A 15,931-nucleotide genomic window follows, 5' to 3' on the forward strand; every position below is an offset into this window, starting at 1 on the left:
ATGAATACGACAGCAACGACCCCATCTAATGGGGGCAGCCGATCAGTTCCTTTCAACTGGCAATGCGCTACTGCTTCCTGGTGGCAGCCATTCTGACAGAGCTTGGCATTGTCATACAGGTGTTTTTTGCCGGCGCGGGCATTTTCGCACAGGGCTCATGGTTTATGTATCATGGCATTCTGGGCAGTACAATCTTTCTTCTACCACTCTTACAGCTTGTCTTTGGTCTGCTTGGTAGGCTTCCCTGGAAGATCAACCTGCTGAGCGTACTGGTTGCCATCCTGATTATTGTCCAGCCCTTTCTCATCTACCCGTTTCGAGCCGCTGGTATTCCTATTGTTGCGGCCCTCCACCCGGTCAATGCCATGCTCATTTTTCTGTTAGCGCTCACCCAGGTCTTGCAAGGGCGGAAGTATACGCGCACGACCAACATCCAGCCAGAATAGAAGGGAAGAAGAACCATGCGTATTCGCTTCATACTTGCCCCAGCGCTGCTCGGCTTTCTGATTCTGACACTACTGGTCGCCTGTGGCAGCACATCAACTACGACCAGTACAGAGAAACAGCAATCAGCATCTGATAATGAAGTACATATGACAACAAACGACTTCGTGCAAAAATCGATCACTATTCACAAGGGAGAAAGCATCACGCTGATCGCAGATAACGCTGTTCCGCATTACATCTCAAACGGCACCTGGAACAACGGTTCGGCAAAGCCTAAAGCGGAGGCAGGAGCTCCCACCGCGAACAATATCACGATCAATGGGAACAGCACAGGCAAGCTTGGCCCATTCAATACCAGCGGTACATTTCAGTTCTACTGCACGATTCATCCGGGCATGAATCTCACGGTGATCGTCCAATAAAGAAAAAGGAGGCTACTGGGGTAGCCTCCGCCTCGTTGTTTATTGCGCTCCTCGCGCCGCAAGCTGCACATTTTCCACCGGACGTTTCTTCCAGGGCCACTCGACCAGAATACAGTTGTAACACAACACTGTAAAACAGGCGGAAATAATCGTTGAGTGCAACAGCGCCGCCATCAACTGCCCTCCCGACGCGATCGTCAGCCAGCCGCTAAGAGCCTGCGCGGTAAAGAGCGCAAAGGCAATCAGGCTTGTCCAGAAGATATCACGTCGTCCCTTCTGCAAACGAGCAACCAGAACAAAGAAGATCAGAGATAACAGCCACAGCGAAAGGGCACAAAAACGATGCAGCATCTGGATACCGGCCAGGGTCGAGAAATTGGGGAAAATTGTTGGGCCACAGCCCGGGAACTGGAAGCCACAGGCCATTGTCGCCTCAGTATGCCGCACCAGCGCTCCTGTATAAATAACAATATAGGTAATAACTGCTAGCAGCCATGCACCATACTGTACCACTTTTGCCGCGGGCTGCTTCCGCTCCCGCACTGGTGTATCAGCCTGCTGGCCGGGCTTGATCTGGAACAGTCGAATCGTCAAAAGAATGACGCTGGCAAACGAGATCAGCGAGAAGCCGAAATGAAAGGCAAGAAAGACATACTTTCCCATTGTGCCTTCAAACATCACCGTCAATGCACCTAGCGCGCCCTGTAAGATCACAAAAAACAGGCTCAGACCGCCAAAAAACTTGACGCGAAAATCATGACGGAACGTCAGCCAGGACCAGACCATCAAGATCAAAATCAAGGCTCCATCAAGCCCTGAAACAATACGGTGACTATATTCAAGGACCGTCTCAATCGGCATTGATTCTGGAATTAACTGGCCGTGGCAAAAAGGCCATGATCCTCCGCATCCTCGACCAGAGCCGGTTTTCGACACAATCGCACCCATCAGCACCATAATATAGGCACCGATCGCGGTTAAAATAGCAAATGCTCTCATCAAACGATGAAACTTCACGTACTCTTCCTCCTTAGAAACTGAGCAGGATACCAGAGGCACCAGAATCGTTCTTTCCTTTTCTCACGCGTGGTATCCTCTCATCCCCCCTCACAGGATAGCCTTTCTAGAGTCTTTATGCAAGCAGATACTGCAATGAATCTCATGACATCATAAAGGGTTTGAGGGCTCGATACACAATAGTCTATGTTCGGTACAGCAAGCAACACTCGAGCTCCCCGCCGTCCTTTTCTGGAGGTTAGAAACAGCATAAACACGTTTCACCTGCTGACAGGGAGAGATTCCTGCATCGAATTTTACCTCTCAAAGCAAGATGAAGACAAGACCAGGACCGAAGTTTCGATCTTCAGCCCTGATCCTGGAATCACCTCCGACGCAAGCGATACACCCCCACCAGCGCAGTCAGAAAGACCATGAACAGACCAATACCCATACATAACAACACCGGACGGGCTCCAAGCGGCTCTAACAGCAGACCACCCCAGATCAACGCCCCAACCGGCTCAATCCCGAATGTCAGGAAACGGAACGCACTGTTCACGCGCCCCTGTAGCCCATCCGGGATGACCGTCAGGCGATAGGCTACCATCGGCACGGCATAGAGTGTCCACATCGCTCCACAGAGCATCCGAGCCAGGAAAAGAATGACTGGATGCACAGGCAACGCAGCCAGAAGCAGGCTACACGCCATTCCAGCAATGGCGCCGACCAGTAGCCATCCGGTCCTGTAACGACGCTGAAACCAGGGAGCCGCCCACCCACCCAGTACCACCCCGATACCATTGGCACTGACAATCAAGCCAAGCCAGAGCACATCCAGATGCAAATCACGCTCTGAAAGCACAATCACCGCTAGATCCGACGATACCAGCAGAAAATTGATGAGCATCGTTAATAACGCAAGCGCCAGCAAAATACGCTCTGTAAAGAGGAAACGCAGCCCTTCTAGCATGTCCCGCCAAACTGAACGCAGAGGCCGCACCTCCACCTTGCTGTGAAACGGACGCTTGATACAGCCTAATGAGAGCGCAGACAGCAGATACGAGATGCTATCAAAGAGAAATGCCAGCATCGCACCCACAACCGGCGTTCCAGCAAGCCGGATCAGCAAAGATCCCAGGTTCTTTCCAAGCAGCGGGACACCATTTTCGGTCATCTCACTGAGCGAATAGGCCCGCGCCAGGTGCGCCGAGTCTACCAGACGCGGTAAAGCCGAGATCTGAGCCAGACTGAAGAAGACACCCGCCGCAGCCGCCACAAAAACCACAATATAGAGATGTACCACTTCCAGCGTACCGGTCACATAGAGCAGCGGCACAAGCCCCAGAACAAACCAGCGCACCAGATCAGCCACGATCATCACGAGCTTACGGTTCCAGCGGTCAACGAACGCCCCAACCGGCAAACTGAATAACAGATAGGGTAACAACGTGAGCGTCTCAACGATACCCGCTGCCGAAGCTGAATTCGTTAATGCCAGCATCAGTAGAATAGTCGCAAACTGTGAAAGAGTGGTCCCCATTGTCGAGACGACCTGCCCACCAAAAAGGAGCAGGAAATCTTTGTTCCGCCATAAAGAGCGTGACCGCTCCTGCCCTGTTTTAAGAAGAGATGATGACATATATAGTACTCCTTCGTGTTGAGATAAAATGAAATGTGTTCAAACACGAAGAAGCAGGGAGGAGCTCTAGCAAGAGCCAACAATAAGCTACGCCAGATAGGGGCTACCGGCGTACAGAGAGAGGTATATTGATCTCTATAGTGTTGATAGAGATATCGCGAAGGACGGCCAGTCGCGCTGGCTCAATTGGCTCAATAGAAAGGTATCAACGCAATTTTTCTCAGATCTAGATCAGATGTGGAAGTGATCCCGGCTTTCACCCCGTTTGCAAAGGGTAGCACCGAGTGCAAAGCTCACATGAGACAATAGAAGACGGCAGAGTTGGACCTGTTCCTCCTCCCCGGCAGACGCATCTACCGAGGGACTCTCATCCTCTATTGATCTACGAATTCCGCTAATGGCAGCATAACAGAGCGGCTTTCACTTCGTCAAGGGTAAGAAAGAAAACAACGACGAGAGGAAAAAGAGAAGTGGAGGCGACCGGGAGTCGAACCCGGCATCCTGCTTCCAGAGCCAAGAGCTGCGCTACCCTTACGCCTCACCCCAACGGCAGTATAAGGCGAAAGGGGGTTCGAACCCTCTATCTCCGTCTTGCAAGGACGGTATTCTCACCGTTGAACTACACCCCATGCTGATCGGATCAACTAATGAAGCAATTATAACCCGTTTCGTATTGTGCAGTAAGATTACATTTCTATACATCAAATTCACTACCAGGGAACCGAGACATAGTCTTTGTAGAAATGCCCGTATGTCAGCTTACCATCCACTATCCCCTGAAAGATTGGATCACAGACGCGTGCCGCCGCATCTACAAGATCAAGCGGTAAGATCAAGTGCTCATCCTGAATATCCACAGGCGTCTGCAACGAGATCCAACCGGGATCCACACTGTTCATATAAAGAGAATCTGCCGCCAGCTCCTCCGCCGAAGAATGGGTCAGCATATTCAGAGCCGCCTTCGCCATATTCGTGTGGGGGTGCGTTCCACGCTTCTTTTGCGCAAATTGCCCCTCGGTCGCAGTGACGTTCACGATAAAGCGATGCGGGAACTGGCTTCGTTTCATCAGTGGACGCAGGCGACTGATAAGCAGAAATGGCGCGGTAACATTGACAACCTGTACCTCCAGCATCTCTGCCAGTGAGATATCAGCCAGGCGTGCAGTCCAGCTATTCTGTTCTGCAACGGCAAGCGGACCAACCTCTTCCTGCGCGACCGGAGGCGCCTCTTTGGCCGACGATCCAGGGGGGGCCAGTAAAGCCCGAAAAGGCTCCTCTCCATCTTGCATCATAAACGCGACCGGAGGTAACATAGCCTGAGAACGCTCAACCAGCAACCGCTGTTCCGCTGAAAGCTCGGCTCGCTCACTTGCCAGAAGAGCAGCATAGGCTGAGGGCGGCTGTTTGACCGTTTGTGCCGCATTGTTAATCAGAATATCCAATCCCGGATAGGCCGAGGAAAGGTAGTTGATAAATTGTTCCAGCACTGGCAAGGAGCGGAAATCAAGGCCATAAATATGCAGCCGATCGCGCCATTTCTGAAAATCAGGCTCACGGCTGTAACGTCGGGCTGCGTCATAGGGAAAACGTGTTGTGGCAATTACCCGGGCTCCTGCCCGCAAGAGGCGTAAAGCGGTCGCATACCCGATTTTTATTCGTGCTCCTGTCACCAGCGCAATGCGCCCTGTCAGATCTCCGGGGATCGCCCGTTTCACATAGTTGAGATCACCACACTGCAAGCAGAGCCGCTCATAGAAGAAGTGATGGTGGGTATAATTCCGCTTGCAGACATAACAGGTATATGCCTTGTCAGACTCCAGGGTACGAGAAATATGAATAGTGCTCTGCGCAAAAGGAATACGATCCAGCACGGGATTACGATACAAGAGACCGTGCCCCTGCGCAAGCAAAAAATCGGGAAGCGACAGCATCTTCTGCCGCTTCAGACTGGCATCCAGTAACAACACAAGCACTTCCTGGCTCTGCGTTTGCGTATCTTTTAATGCCCGAAAGGCAATAATCCCTAATGGTAAGAACTTCCCAAGCCGACGCGCAGGCCTCTGTGTTGCCAGAATCTCTTCTAACTTCCGTTCGGGCAGCAGAGTTTTAGTGGAGGCGGTCACCCGCAAGAGCGCTTCCAGCCCTACCGTATCGAGCGCGTCAGCAAGCTGAACAGTGACAAGCGCCTGACGAATATCAAATATCCCTTCTTCCTCTCGCATCAACATGCTCTCAATCGTCCGATCATAGAGCACCAGATCAACACGAGATGAGAGCTGTTGCCGCTCGTTACACAAACGGCCAGACCCAAGCCCGTAGCTCTGTGGGAGTGGCTGGCGTAATTCAGCCCGCAGAAGCGCCAATGCATCAGGTTGTGTCAGATTCCTTATTTATACAAGAAAGAATAGAAGATAGGTGCAGGCGAATATCAGTCATCGGTCCTCAAAAACGCGTTTCTACCCGGAACAACATAGCTTCGCATAGACTACCATCCTGTATAGATGCATGTCAACGCCGATGATCATGCCAGAATCAAAAAGCCGGGCGCATTTCTGCAACCCGGCACAACCTAAAAGCCTACTTCTTCGTTGGCAGGACGCTTTTGACCAGCTCTTTTGCTGACTGCTTGATAATACCGCCCTCTTCGGGATCACCCTTCACAAGCGCTTCCAGGTAGTTCTTCGCTTGCTCAAACGTGATATGCGGCGGTAATGTCGGCACCTCACCAGTCACGCAGGCTTCATAGACTACCGGACGATCAGCCCTTAACGCCTCATCCCATGCGGAAGCAACATCTTCCGGCCTCTCAACTCGGATACCTTTAAAGCCAAGCGACTCAGCAAACTGTGCATAGGGGAAATCAGGCAAATTCTGGGTTGCTTCCAGCTTAGGATTACCGGACAGAATACGCATCTCCCATGTGACCTGATTCAGATCACGATTGTTGAGCACCATAAAGATGATACGGGGATCGCTCCAATTCTTCCAGTACCTGGCAACCGTTATCAGCTCGTTCAGCCCATTCATCTGCATCGCGCCGTCACCAGTCGTACAGATAGGGATGCGATCAGGATACGCGAACTTTGCGGCAATCGCATACGGAACCGCAGCCCCCATAGTTGCCAGGCTCCCTGAGAGCGAGCCCATGTTTCCCTCTTTCATGCGAATAACGCGCCCATACCAGTTCGCGGTTGTCCCGGCATCAGCAGTCAAGATTGCATTTTCAGGCAGCCGCTTTGAGAGTTCCAGGAAGACAAGTTCCGGGTTCACCGGATCGGCCTTCTCCTGTGCCCGGGCCTCGACCAGCTTCCACCAATCGGTGACATTCTTCTCGATTTTCTCGCGCCACGAGCGATCCTTTTTCTGCTGTAACAGTGGTAGCAGCGCCCGCAAGGTCTCGGCGCTATCACCTCTGAGGTTGACTTCCATTGGATAGCGCAGGCTCAAACGAGCAGGATCTATATCGATCTGCACTCCCCGAGCCTGTCCCTCTTTTGGCAGAAACTCGGCATAGGGAAAGCTCGACCCGATCATCAGGAGTGTATCGCACTCCATCATCATATCCCAGCTTGGCTTTGTACCAAGCAAGCCAATACAGCCGGTAACATAGGGCAGATAATCGGGGAGAACGGCTTTTCCGAGCAATGCCTTCGCAACACCGGCTCCCAGCACTCCAGCCACGTCCGCAACTTCTTTACTGGCACCCAGGGCACCGGCACCAACCAAAATCGCAACCTTTTTGCCCTCATTCAACACGGTAGCGGCTCGCTGCAAGTCTTCCTGTTTGGGAACAATACGAGGCTCCGAGTAGCCTATACCGGTATGGATGGTATTATGCGCGTGAGGCGGGTTCTCAACTGCCCCCATCTCTTGAATATCCTTTGGCAGAATCACGCAGGTTACGGTACGCTCTGCCTGAGCAATGCGAAATGCGCGATCTACCAGATGACGTACCTGCATCGGGCTGGAAGCCATATGAACATACTCACCGGCCACATCTTTAAAGAGGGAGAGCAGGTCAACCTCCTGCTGATAGTTGCCACCAATTGCCGGACGCGCCGCCTGACCGACGATAGCGACAACCGGTTGATGGTCCATCTTGGCATCATAGAGCCCATTAAGCAGATGAATTGCGCCGGGGCCGGAAGTAGCAAGACAGACCCCCACTTCTCCGGTGAACTTCGCATGCGCTGTCGCCATAAAGGCAGCCATCTCCTCGTGACGCACCTGCACGAAATCAAACAGATCTTTATGCCGCTCTAATGCACCCAGTATGCCGTTAATACCATCACCGGGATAGCCGTAAATACGCTTCACATTCCACTGTGAAAGACGCTCTAACAGAAAATCGCTGACTTGAGCCATAACGTAACTTACTCCTCCTAGCTAAAAGACCTTCTAGAGGTTCTCTCTTGTCAGGCATGCAGTCACACTGCATGCTCAAGCCCACTGACCAACGGTCCCTGATACCAGAGGATCCATCTATCAGGATGATGCGGCGGGCACAAATACTTCACCCACTTTCATCATAAACACTGTTCCCTACCACTTGATGTAAACCAGCACGAGGCTTTCTTTACCATGCAGTCATAGAGACGCGCCATGCTTGATTGCTTGAGAGAATACGGCCAGCTACATGAGGTACACGATTTCAGCAAGAGACATGTTACGTAACGCCGGATTGAGACCAGAACCAGCCATAAAAAAAGCTCTTCCGCAGAAGAGCCTGTTTGTAAGTCTCAGAGCCGATCAAGCACAACGTTTTCGTAGCCATATTGTTTGAAATAGGCCAGCAAGGCAGGCCCATCGATCAGCGTGATTGGCAAATCTCGGACAAAGTCCCTCGAATTATCACTGAAGCGACTTGTTGCAACAAGAAAGCCTTTCGTTGCCTTCTCTTTCAACATAGTTCCATAAAGAGCCCGAACGGTTTCTATTGGAACCATATTTGTATAGCGTTTCACCTGCACAACAAATTTGCCCCCACGCAGCGGATCAGGATCCTTAACCACAATATCAACCCCTCCATCACGGCTCGCCTGAGTCACTGATATTGTTACCCCATGTCCACGGAATATTTTCCGAAAAAGTTCCCCCACCAGATGCTCAAACTCCCGCCAATCGATGGTAGCAAGATTGATAAGCGGCTTCTCAGGAGAAAGTCCAGACATACCTGTCGGAGTCAAGGCAATGGACGCTCTGTTCAGTATCATCGCTTTTGACATCACTTGCCCCGTATTCTCGCCAAATATCCCATCCAGTCTACGTACACATGCTCTCGGCTGAACCAATTCCAGATTGATTGTTGCCAATACATCCCTTGTGATATCTAGCATAATAACATAGGTATCGACAGGGCGGCCGGTAGCAGGGTCAATACTTCTCACATAACCTCTCACCTGCAATACATTCACATGGGGAGACATCACATATAAAAATATGCGATGAGCGACAAGCAAAACCACCTGACAAAGAAGTTCTTCATAAAGCTCTTTATGCGCCTCGGGGCGGAATGGAACCGGCACAATCCTCTTTTGATCTGCAACATAGACATATCCCTGATACCATTTCAATTCCTGCATATCAGGAACACGTAACAGAATCTTTGCGGTCTGGTTCTGTATATCAAGCGTTGTATCATATTCCTGTATGAAATTTTCCGGAGCCTCCAGAGCAGAGAGTACCTCGTTGACTACATTGACAATGGCCTCACCTTCACCACGCTCAAAAGCTTCTTTCTGCTTGACATACGCTTCCCATGCCTGCTCCTTCTCCACCACAAATGCCTCAAAGTCCCGGCCATAATGTTCCATTGCCAGTTCATGTCTTTCTCTTCGTCGCTCTGTCAAACCAGGAAACAATCGTTCCGGCAAGGACCAATATCTAGGCACCTTATACATCTTTAAATATGTTTCAGGAACAGGTTCTTCTTTCCCAAAGGCAAAAGGAGGATATAGTTTCTTTCCTTCTTTCACTTCCTGTATTGCAGGCTTATCCTTCTCATAGCTCCGAAGAAGAAAACGTCTCAAATCTTCAATTCGCTTCTCTTCACAGGCAGTCAGATTATCGGCTTTTCTTCTCTGCTTTTCCGCTTCCCAGTGCTCACGCTGTTGCTTCACCTGCGCCTCAAGCTCTTCTTCTGAGTATGCTGTAACAACGTGCGATTCCATCAATTCAAAATCCCAAATACGCTTCTGGTACTTTTTTGTTGCACCCATCAGAATAACCCTTCCTCTCTCGCATACATAGAGCATCAGCACTCATAAAAGCTGGATAAGTCACCCAAATATCTTCTCCTCTCCTTTTCCAGCCCATCGTACTTGAAGAGTGATGAGTGCTGATCTGTTGGGAATCAGTATAGCATAAGGATGAGTTAAAAACATGTTTGTTCAGACATAAAAAGTTCCCCTGGATGGCTTCGCAGGGGAACTTTAAGAACAACAGCTTATGTCAGATGCTCGGCAATCAATTGAGCCAGATGCAACACTCGAATCGGTCGTCCTTCCGCGTCCACACCACCGCGCAAATGCATTAAACAACCGGGATTATCCGAGACAAGCAGTGCCGCTCCTGTCTGCTCCGCATTTGCCAGTTTCTGCTGCAACATCCGTTCAGCCAGGCGCGGTTGCTCAAGTGAGACGGAGCCACCAAACCCGCAACAAACATCCGATCGGGGCATTTCTTGGACCTCGATATCCAGAATCTCACGGAGAATCGTTCGCGCCTCGGAACGAAGGCCCAGGCAGTTACAGGACTGGCACGAATCGTGATAGGTTACGGTATCATTCGGCCCCGGCCGCCTGACCGAGAAACGAACGCCTTGCGCCAGCACCACACGCGCCATAAAGCCAGTAAAATCAATGACGCGCTCGGCAACGGCCTGAGCTCTACGCAGCCAACCAAGTTCATCCAGATCCTCAAAGAGCCGAATATAATCCTGGAGTACGGTCACCACACAACTTGTAGAGGCACTCAGAATATAGTCGACACCTTCGCGGTCTATCATCTGCTCAAGCGTCCTGATTGTCTGCTTTGCCATCTTTGCCCCGTTGACCGTATCGCCGGAGTTCAGCGCGGGGAGTCCACAACAGTTCTGGCCATGAGGAAAGATCACGCGCACACCCGCCGCTTCAAGCACCCGGATTACAGCCTCTCCCATCTCAGGATAAAGCCTATCCGTCATACAGCCAGCAAAGTAGGCCACAGTCAAGTGAGCCGATGTTCCAGACGGCTGCGCCTCCGAATACGCCTTCACCCGATCGCGAAGAGGCTTCACAGCCAGTGCAGGCAGACTCCGCCAGCGCGTCAATGCAGCCATACCGCCGATAAAAGGCAGGCGCGAAAACAGCCGGAGATTCCGCGAACGCACAAAACGACTTCCGCGCGTTGCCGGAAACTGAAAGAAACTCCCAAACCGCAGCAAGATATCAAACAGACGAGGACGAGCCATTATCCCGAAAACAGCCTTCTTGATTGGAGACAGACCTTTTTCCCGTACCACTTTCCGGCGCACATCCAGAATCAGCGAGGGCAAAGGAATCTCAACCGGGCACACGGTTTCACAGGCATTACAGCTCACACACAGGCTTTGCGGACCGGCTCCTGCCTCAATGCCATGATGGAAGGGCGTCACTACCAGCCCGATAGCACCACTATAGATATGACCGAACGCATGGCCGCCCACCTGCTGATAGGCCGGGCAGATATTCGCACAGGCTGCACAGCGAATACACCGCAGCGCTTCCTTGAAACGAGGATCAGCCCGCATCTCGCTCCGCCCGTTATCCAGTAAAATAATATGCATCTCCCGCTCAGGAGAAGAAAGCCCGGTAATAAACGTGGTGTAGCTGGTAATCGGCTGCGCGGTCGCACTACGAGCCAGCAAACGTATCTGCGTCATCGCGTCAGCAAAGGTCGGCAGCAGCTTATCATAGCCCGCCATCACCACATGGACTGGAGGCAGTGACGTCACCAGACGCCCATTTCCCTCGTTGGTCTGCATCATGACGGTGCCGCCTTCTGCAATTAACGCGTTCGCACCACTGACTCCCATGCTCGCCGTTAAAAACGCCTTACGATGCTCTTTGCGGATGACCGCGACCTGTTCGGCCACAGCTTCACGCGAGATCTCACGTCCGGTGGCTCGTGACAGCGTCTCGCCAACCTGCTGCCGCGTTTTGTGAATAATCGGCATGACCATATGCGAAGGGCGCTCATGCTCAAGCTGTGCCACCCACTCACCCAGATCGGTTTCAATCGCGGTGACGCCACGGGCCTCTAAGTAGGCATTCAGTTCCGTCTCCTCACTGACCATTGTCTTTGACTTCACCACAAGCTGAATGCCCTTGCGCTGACAGAGTTCATAGATATAGCGGTTAGCATCCTCAGCGGTTCTGGCCTCATAGAGAAAGGCGCCAGCGGCTTCAGCCTGCTGCTTAAATTGTGCAACCAGTTCTTCTTGGCGCTCAATCGCTTCATCTTTCGCCGCCTTCAGGCGTTCCCGCAGCCGCTCAAAACGGAACTCTTCCCCATATTCCTGTTCTGCTGTAGCAAAAATCTTCTCGCGAGACTCACGCCAGGAAGGCGCAAAGCGTTCCAGCGCACGCTGCAAATTTTGATCGTTCAGGGCACGATCCAGCCGCTGAGGGAAGGGCAGATGCTCATGTCCATTCTGAGCCGCTCTCTGCTGGATAACAAGCAATTCCTTTTGATAGCGAATCGTCATGGCTGGACCTCCTGGTGAGCTACAAGCAGAACACACAATGCCTTAGGCCCCTGAACGCCGATTGTCAGGGTACGCTCGATATCCGCGGTACGACTGGGCCCGCTAATCAGCGTCATATGGTGTCGTTGTGTGGGTCCAGGGCGCGTTAGTTGATACAGGCGCTCTCCAACCTGATCCAGGCCCGGAACAAGATCCTCGACTCGCACCAGCACAAAATGGGTCAACGTCAGCATACTGACCGCCCGGGCTGCAAGCACATTATCCGCAACCAGCACAGAACCCGTCTCAGCCACGGCCAACTCAGCCGCCGAAAGGCCTGCCGGAGCATCGGCAATCCCGGCAGGGGTCTCAGCCTCACTGATCTGAATTTCTTTCGCGGCAAGCAGAGGAAGAAGCGCTCCCCAGAGAGCGCAATCAGCAAATCCAGGTGGAACAACCAGGGTACGCCCGGTTAAAGCGCTATGAGAGGCAATTGTGTTAGCGGCGGCAGCAAGGTCTTCAACAAGCCAGCATTCGCCTCCACTGGCAGTCAGACGATGCTGGAAACGAAGATATAGTTCTTGCGCATCCATGCGGCTCCCTCTTTTCTCTTACTTCGCAGTCCAACCGCCATCAATCACCAGGGTAGAGCCGGTGACAAAAGCAGCTTCATCCGATGCAAGATAGAGGGCAGCATGCGCAATCTCATCGGGTCTTCCCATACGTCCAAGTGGCTGACGCGCCCCGAGCTGCTGAATCATCTCTTCCTTGTTATCAGGGTAATGGCGATTTAAATAACCCTCAACGAACGGCGTATAGACGGTCCCGGGACAGATCGCGTTTGCTCGTATGCCCTGTGAGACAAAGTCGATCGCCACGGAACGAGTCATACTGATAACCGCGCCCTTACTGGTACTATAGGGGAAACGGCTCTCGACGCCGATCATACCAGCCGCCGACGCAATGTTCACCAGCACACCCCCTTGAGGCTGCTGCTGCATCATCTGGGAGATGGCATATTTAGAACAGAGAAAGACACCCATTGCATTGACGCTCATCACCCGATTCCAGTCCTCCGCGGTCGTCTCTAAGATCGAACCAACATGGCTGATCCCCGCGTTATTCACCAGAATATCGATCCGCCCCTGCTCCTGTGCTACACGCTCAAACGCAGCCTTCACCTGTTCCTCATTGGTAACATCCAGGCGCAGGGCGAATGCCTGCCCCTCTTGCTCCAGGATCTCCTGCACCACTGTTTGAGCAGCCTCTTCATTGATATCTGCAATATAGACACTGGCCCCCTGTCTGGCATAAAGCAAAGCAATTTCTCTGCCGATGCCGGAACCGGAGCCAGTGACGAGCGCGACTTTATGGTCCAATCTGAACATTGATTTTCTCTGCCTTTCCAGCTTATGGGAAGCCTTCAAAACGCAATAACAAACGTATCCTCTCCCTTGATCTGAGGCCACGTTATTCCGCGCGCAACTCTCCCTGTGAAAAGAACTCTCCGCGATGAGCACGCTCATACTCTGAGAGATCATCCAGTGTCACAACAGCAAGCGCCCGGTCTTCGCAGGTAGCGTCCATCTCAAAGCCGAAACTCTGCTTGTGCACCTCAATTCGCGTCGCGTGACGTAACTGAAGCAGGAACCAGCGCGCCGAAGCAAGAGCACCCTGCAAGCCACATCCACGCGTGCCAATTAAGCGATCAACGATAGCGCCTGTCCCATCTCTGGCAATTAAAATATAACCATTTCGAGTCTCTTTCTCTTCGCGCTGCCAGTACCAGGGAAGCCAACTTGTTCCTGGATCTGAAGCAGAGAGCCAGAAAAAATAAATTCCACGGGTCGTAATAACACGATAGACTCGATATGTGCAGTTTCTATCCAGGCGCCTGTGTGGCTGTACATCACCGTCAAACGGTCGCCAATCGGATGCCTCCAATTCCTCAGCAGAGAGTCCTATCTGCACTGCGAACGCGTGAACAGCCTCGCGCCCCCGATCTGCGAGCAGACGGTCTTTATGCCAGGGGAGCGCTTCAATGATGCTATCATCAATCTCGTTGATATTGGCATAGCGCAAATCGCGTTCATATTGCACATGCCCGGCATAGCAGCGCCACTGTGGAATACGCATCCAGACCTTGCCCGCCATCAGTACCTCTCTATAGCGAATGTAGACGCCTCTTTTACAGTCCTTTCGCTGGCATTTCAGCACCTGTTCCATAGATGAACACCTTACTCTCCCATCTGCGTACCATAACTCTTTCTCACAGATTACACCACATGTGCGTTAAAAACAACAGCGCTGTGTAACACGGGAAGAGTAAGCCCGGTGGCCCCCGCAGAGGCCACCAGCACTTACAAGAGGCGGGAAGGCAATGGTAACGTGTACTTATTCCTTCAAAAAAAGCTCCACGACAGGAATCAGCACATTCGGGCGCAACGCCGGCACATGGAGCACCAGCGTCTCTTCATCGCCTCCAATGTAGGCACCGCCCCATTGTCCAGCAACGCCGGTGAAGCGCACCTCGGAGGCATCGTGAAGAAACTGAGCATACTCGACCTTGCTGAGCAGACCATCAAGCACAAGCGGTCCCATCGGCCAGCTATAGATATGCAGGTAAAGCCGATTGCCCCGCTGCGTCAGACGGCAATTATCCGGCGCCTTGAACTCGCTTGCCGTCGCCCCATAGATCGAGCGACTGTGCAAGCGCATCCATTCTCCAATGGCCTGAAGAGAGGCGACTGCACGCGGCTCAAATTCGCCGCGCCCATTCGGACCAACATTCAACAGCAGGTTACCACCATTGGAGACGGTATCGATCAGCATGCGCACCAGGACATCCGGGGTCTTCCAGTTCTGGTTATCGCGATGATACCCCCAGCTCCCGTTCAGCGTCTGACAGGCCTCCCAGACGACACGGCGCCCGTTGATCGTCACCCATTCGCGCGGCTGGATCTGTTCTGGCGTATCAAAGTCCGCCTCTTCGGGCATCTCCAGACGATTGTTAATCAAAATATCAGGTTGCAGTTCACGCACCAGCTGGATCAACTTTTCGGACTGCCAATCCTCGCGTCCTTTGCCTTTTGACCAGCCCCAATCCTCATGCGAGTAGGAAAAGTCAAACCAAATAATGTCGATCTTGCCATAGTTCGTCAGAAGCTCACGCACCTGCCCATACATATACTCGCGATATTTCGCCATATCACGATGCTTGTTCTGCTCCCGAAACGCAAGATCATCACGCTGTGGATGAATTCCATCAATGGGAAATTCTGGATGATACCAATCGAGTAGCGAATAGTAGAAGCCAACCTTCAGCCCTTCAGCGCGAAAAGCCTCAACCCAGGGACGCAAGAGGTCTCGTCCATAGGGCGTCTTTGTTGCTTTATAATCGGTCAGGGCAGTATCCCAGAGACAGAACCCATCGTGATGCTTAGCCGTAATAACGGCATATTTCATGCCTGCCTGTTTTGCCATGCGCGCCCACTCACGCGGGTCATAGAGGTCCGGGTCAAAATGATCGAAATAGCGCTGATACGCCTCATTGGTGATTCGTTCATGGTTTCTCACCCACTCGTGCCGCGCCGCCGCAGCGTAAATTCCCCAGTGAATGAACATCCCCAGACGATCATGGGTAAACCAGCGCACACGCTGCTCTGCGTTTGTGGCGTCTGTCTGTAACATCATACACTCCCTGATAAACTGTGAGCCTTT

Annotated in this window: 12 protein-coding genes and 2 tRNA genes; 2 read left to right on the forward strand and 12 right to left on the reverse strand. The window is 52.2% G+C overall.

Features of this window, described 5'->3' with window-relative positions:
• Positions 1 to 62 precede the first annotated feature (62 nt).
• A complete protein-coding gene (locus EI42_RS09905) occupies positions 63 to 446 on the forward strand; it encodes a DUF6220 domain-containing protein (RefSeq protein ID WP_111321388.1) in 384 nt (127 codons plus the stop codon).
• A 15-nt stretch (positions 447 to 461) separates the two neighbouring features.
• The gene (locus EI42_RS09910) at positions 462 to 869 is read left to right on the forward strand and encodes a cupredoxin domain-containing protein (RefSeq protein ID WP_111321390.1); all 408 of its coding nucleotides are present in this window, start codon (positions 462 to 464) and stop codon (positions 867 to 869) included.
• Between the two features lie 39 nt (positions 870 to 908).
• Here EI42_RS09910 and EI42_RS09915 read toward each other — a convergent pair whose 3' ends face one another.
• The 12 genes from EI42_RS09915 to EI42_RS09965 form a co-directional block, all read right to left on the reverse strand.
• Entirely contained in the window at positions 909 to 1,886 is a 978-nt protein-coding gene (locus EI42_RS09915; protein WP_111321392.1) for a COX15/CtaA family protein, read from the reverse strand.
• Positions 1,887 to 2,250: 364 nt separating this feature from the next.
• Positions 2,251 to 3,507 carry an MFS transporter gene (locus EI42_RS09920; RefSeq protein ID WP_111321394.1) on the reverse strand — a complete coding sequence of 419 codons (1,257 nt, stop codon included), beginning with the start codon at positions 3,505 to 3,507 and terminating at the stop codon, positions 2,251 to 2,253.
• A gap of 471 nt (positions 3,508 to 3,978) precedes the next feature.
• A tRNA-OTHER gene (locus EI42_RS32435) sits at positions 3,979 to 4,052 on the reverse strand.
• 9 nt (positions 4,053 to 4,061) lie between these two features.
• Positions 4,062 to 4,136, reverse strand: a tRNA-Ala gene (locus EI42_RS09925).
• An 81-nt stretch (positions 4,137 to 4,217) separates the two neighbouring features.
• Complete coding sequence (locus tag EI42_RS09930; RefSeq protein ID WP_111321396.1) at positions 4,218 to 5,870, reverse strand: SDR family NAD(P)-dependent oxidoreductase; 1,653 nt, start codon at positions 5,868 to 5,870, stop codon at positions 4,218 to 4,220.
• 214 nt (positions 5,871 to 6,084) lie between these two features.
• Entirely contained in the window at positions 6,085 to 7,872 is a 1,788-nt protein-coding gene (locus tag EI42_RS09935; RefSeq protein ID WP_111321398.1) for a thiamine pyrophosphate-requiring protein, read from the reverse strand.
• Between the two features lie 374 nt (positions 7,873 to 8,246).
• Positions 8,247 to 9,725 carry a restriction endonuclease gene (locus EI42_RS09940; protein WP_170142513.1) on the reverse strand — a complete coding sequence of 493 codons (1,479 nt, stop codon included), beginning with the start codon at positions 9,723 to 9,725 and terminating at the stop codon, positions 8,247 to 8,249.
• A 227-nt stretch (positions 9,726 to 9,952) separates the two neighbouring features.
• The gene (locus tag EI42_RS09945) at positions 9,953 to 12,232 is read right to left on the reverse strand and encodes an LUD domain-containing protein (RefSeq protein ID WP_111321402.1); all 2,280 of its coding nucleotides are present in this window, start codon (positions 12,230 to 12,232) and stop codon (positions 9,953 to 9,955) included.
• The gene (locus EI42_RS09950) at positions 12,229 to 12,804 is read right to left on the reverse strand and encodes a LutC/YkgG family protein (protein WP_111321404.1); all 576 of its coding nucleotides are present in this window, start codon (positions 12,802 to 12,804) and stop codon (positions 12,229 to 12,231) included. The genes EI42_RS09945 and EI42_RS09950 overlap by 4 nt, the downstream gene beginning before the upstream one ends.
• Positions 12,805 to 12,822: 18 nt before the next feature.
• Positions 12,823 to 13,599 carry an SDR family NAD(P)-dependent oxidoreductase gene (locus EI42_RS09955; RefSeq protein ID WP_111321406.1) on the reverse strand — a complete coding sequence of 259 codons (777 nt, stop codon included), beginning with the start codon at positions 13,597 to 13,599 and terminating at the stop codon, positions 12,823 to 12,825.
• A gap of 82 nt (positions 13,600 to 13,681) precedes the next feature.
• Positions 13,682 to 14,437: a hypothetical protein gene (locus tag EI42_RS09960; RefSeq protein WP_111321408.1), complete on the reverse strand. Its 756-nt coding sequence runs from the start codon at positions 14,435 to 14,437 to the stop codon at positions 13,682 to 13,684.
• A gap of 168 nt (positions 14,438 to 14,605) precedes the next feature.
• Positions 14,606 to 15,904 carry an alpha-L-fucosidase gene (locus EI42_RS09965; RefSeq protein WP_211326105.1) on the reverse strand — a complete coding sequence of 433 codons (1,299 nt, stop codon included), beginning with the start codon at positions 15,902 to 15,904 and terminating at the stop codon, positions 14,606 to 14,608.
• Positions 15,905 to 15,931 lie beyond the last annotated feature (27 nt).

The organism is Thermosporothrix hazakensis, assembly GCF_003253565.1.
GTDB classification, from domain to species: Bacteria; Chloroflexota; Ktedonobacteria; order Ktedonobacterales; family Ktedonobacteraceae; genus Thermosporothrix; species Thermosporothrix hazakensis.

Bases quoted from the DNA above. Each gene is read 5' to 3' on its own strand.
- EI42_RS09905 (WP_111321388.1), top strand. From the start codon at position 63: ATGCGCTACTGCTTCCTGGTGGCAGCCATTCTGACAGAGCTTGGCATT.
- EI42_RS09910 (WP_111321390.1), top strand. From the start codon at position 462: ATGCGTATTCGCTTCATACTTGCCCCAGCGCTGCTCGGCTTTCTGATT.
- EI42_RS09920 (WP_111321394.1), bottom strand. From the start codon at position 3,507: ATGTCATCATCTCTTCTTAAAACAGGGCAGGAGCGGTCACGCTCTTTA.
- EI42_RS09935 (WP_111321398.1), bottom strand. From the start codon at position 7,872: ATGGCTCAAGTCAGCGATTTTCTGTTAGAGCGTCTTTCACAGTGGAAT.
- EI42_RS09940 (WP_170142513.1), bottom strand. From the start codon at position 9,725: ATGGGTGCAACAAAAAAGTACCAGAAGCGTATTTGGGATTTTGAATTG.
- EI42_RS09945 (WP_111321402.1), bottom strand. From the start codon at position 12,232: ATGACGATTCGCTATCAAAAGGAATTGCTTGTTATCCAGCAGAGAGCG.
- EI42_RS09950 (WP_111321404.1), bottom strand. From the start codon at position 12,804: ATGGATGCGCAAGAACTATATCTTCGTTTCCAGCATCGTCTGACTGCC.
- EI42_RS09955 (WP_111321406.1), bottom strand. From the start codon at position 13,599: ATGTTCAGATTGGACCATAAAGTCGCGCTCGTCACTGGCTCCGGTTCC.
- EI42_RS09960 (WP_111321408.1), bottom strand. From the start codon at position 14,437: ATGGAACAGGTGCTGAAATGCCAGCGAAAGGACTGTAAAAGAGGCGTC.
- EI42_RS09965 (WP_211326105.1), bottom strand. From the start codon at position 15,904: ATGATGTTACAGACAGACGCCACAAACGCAGAGCAGCGTGTGCGCTGG.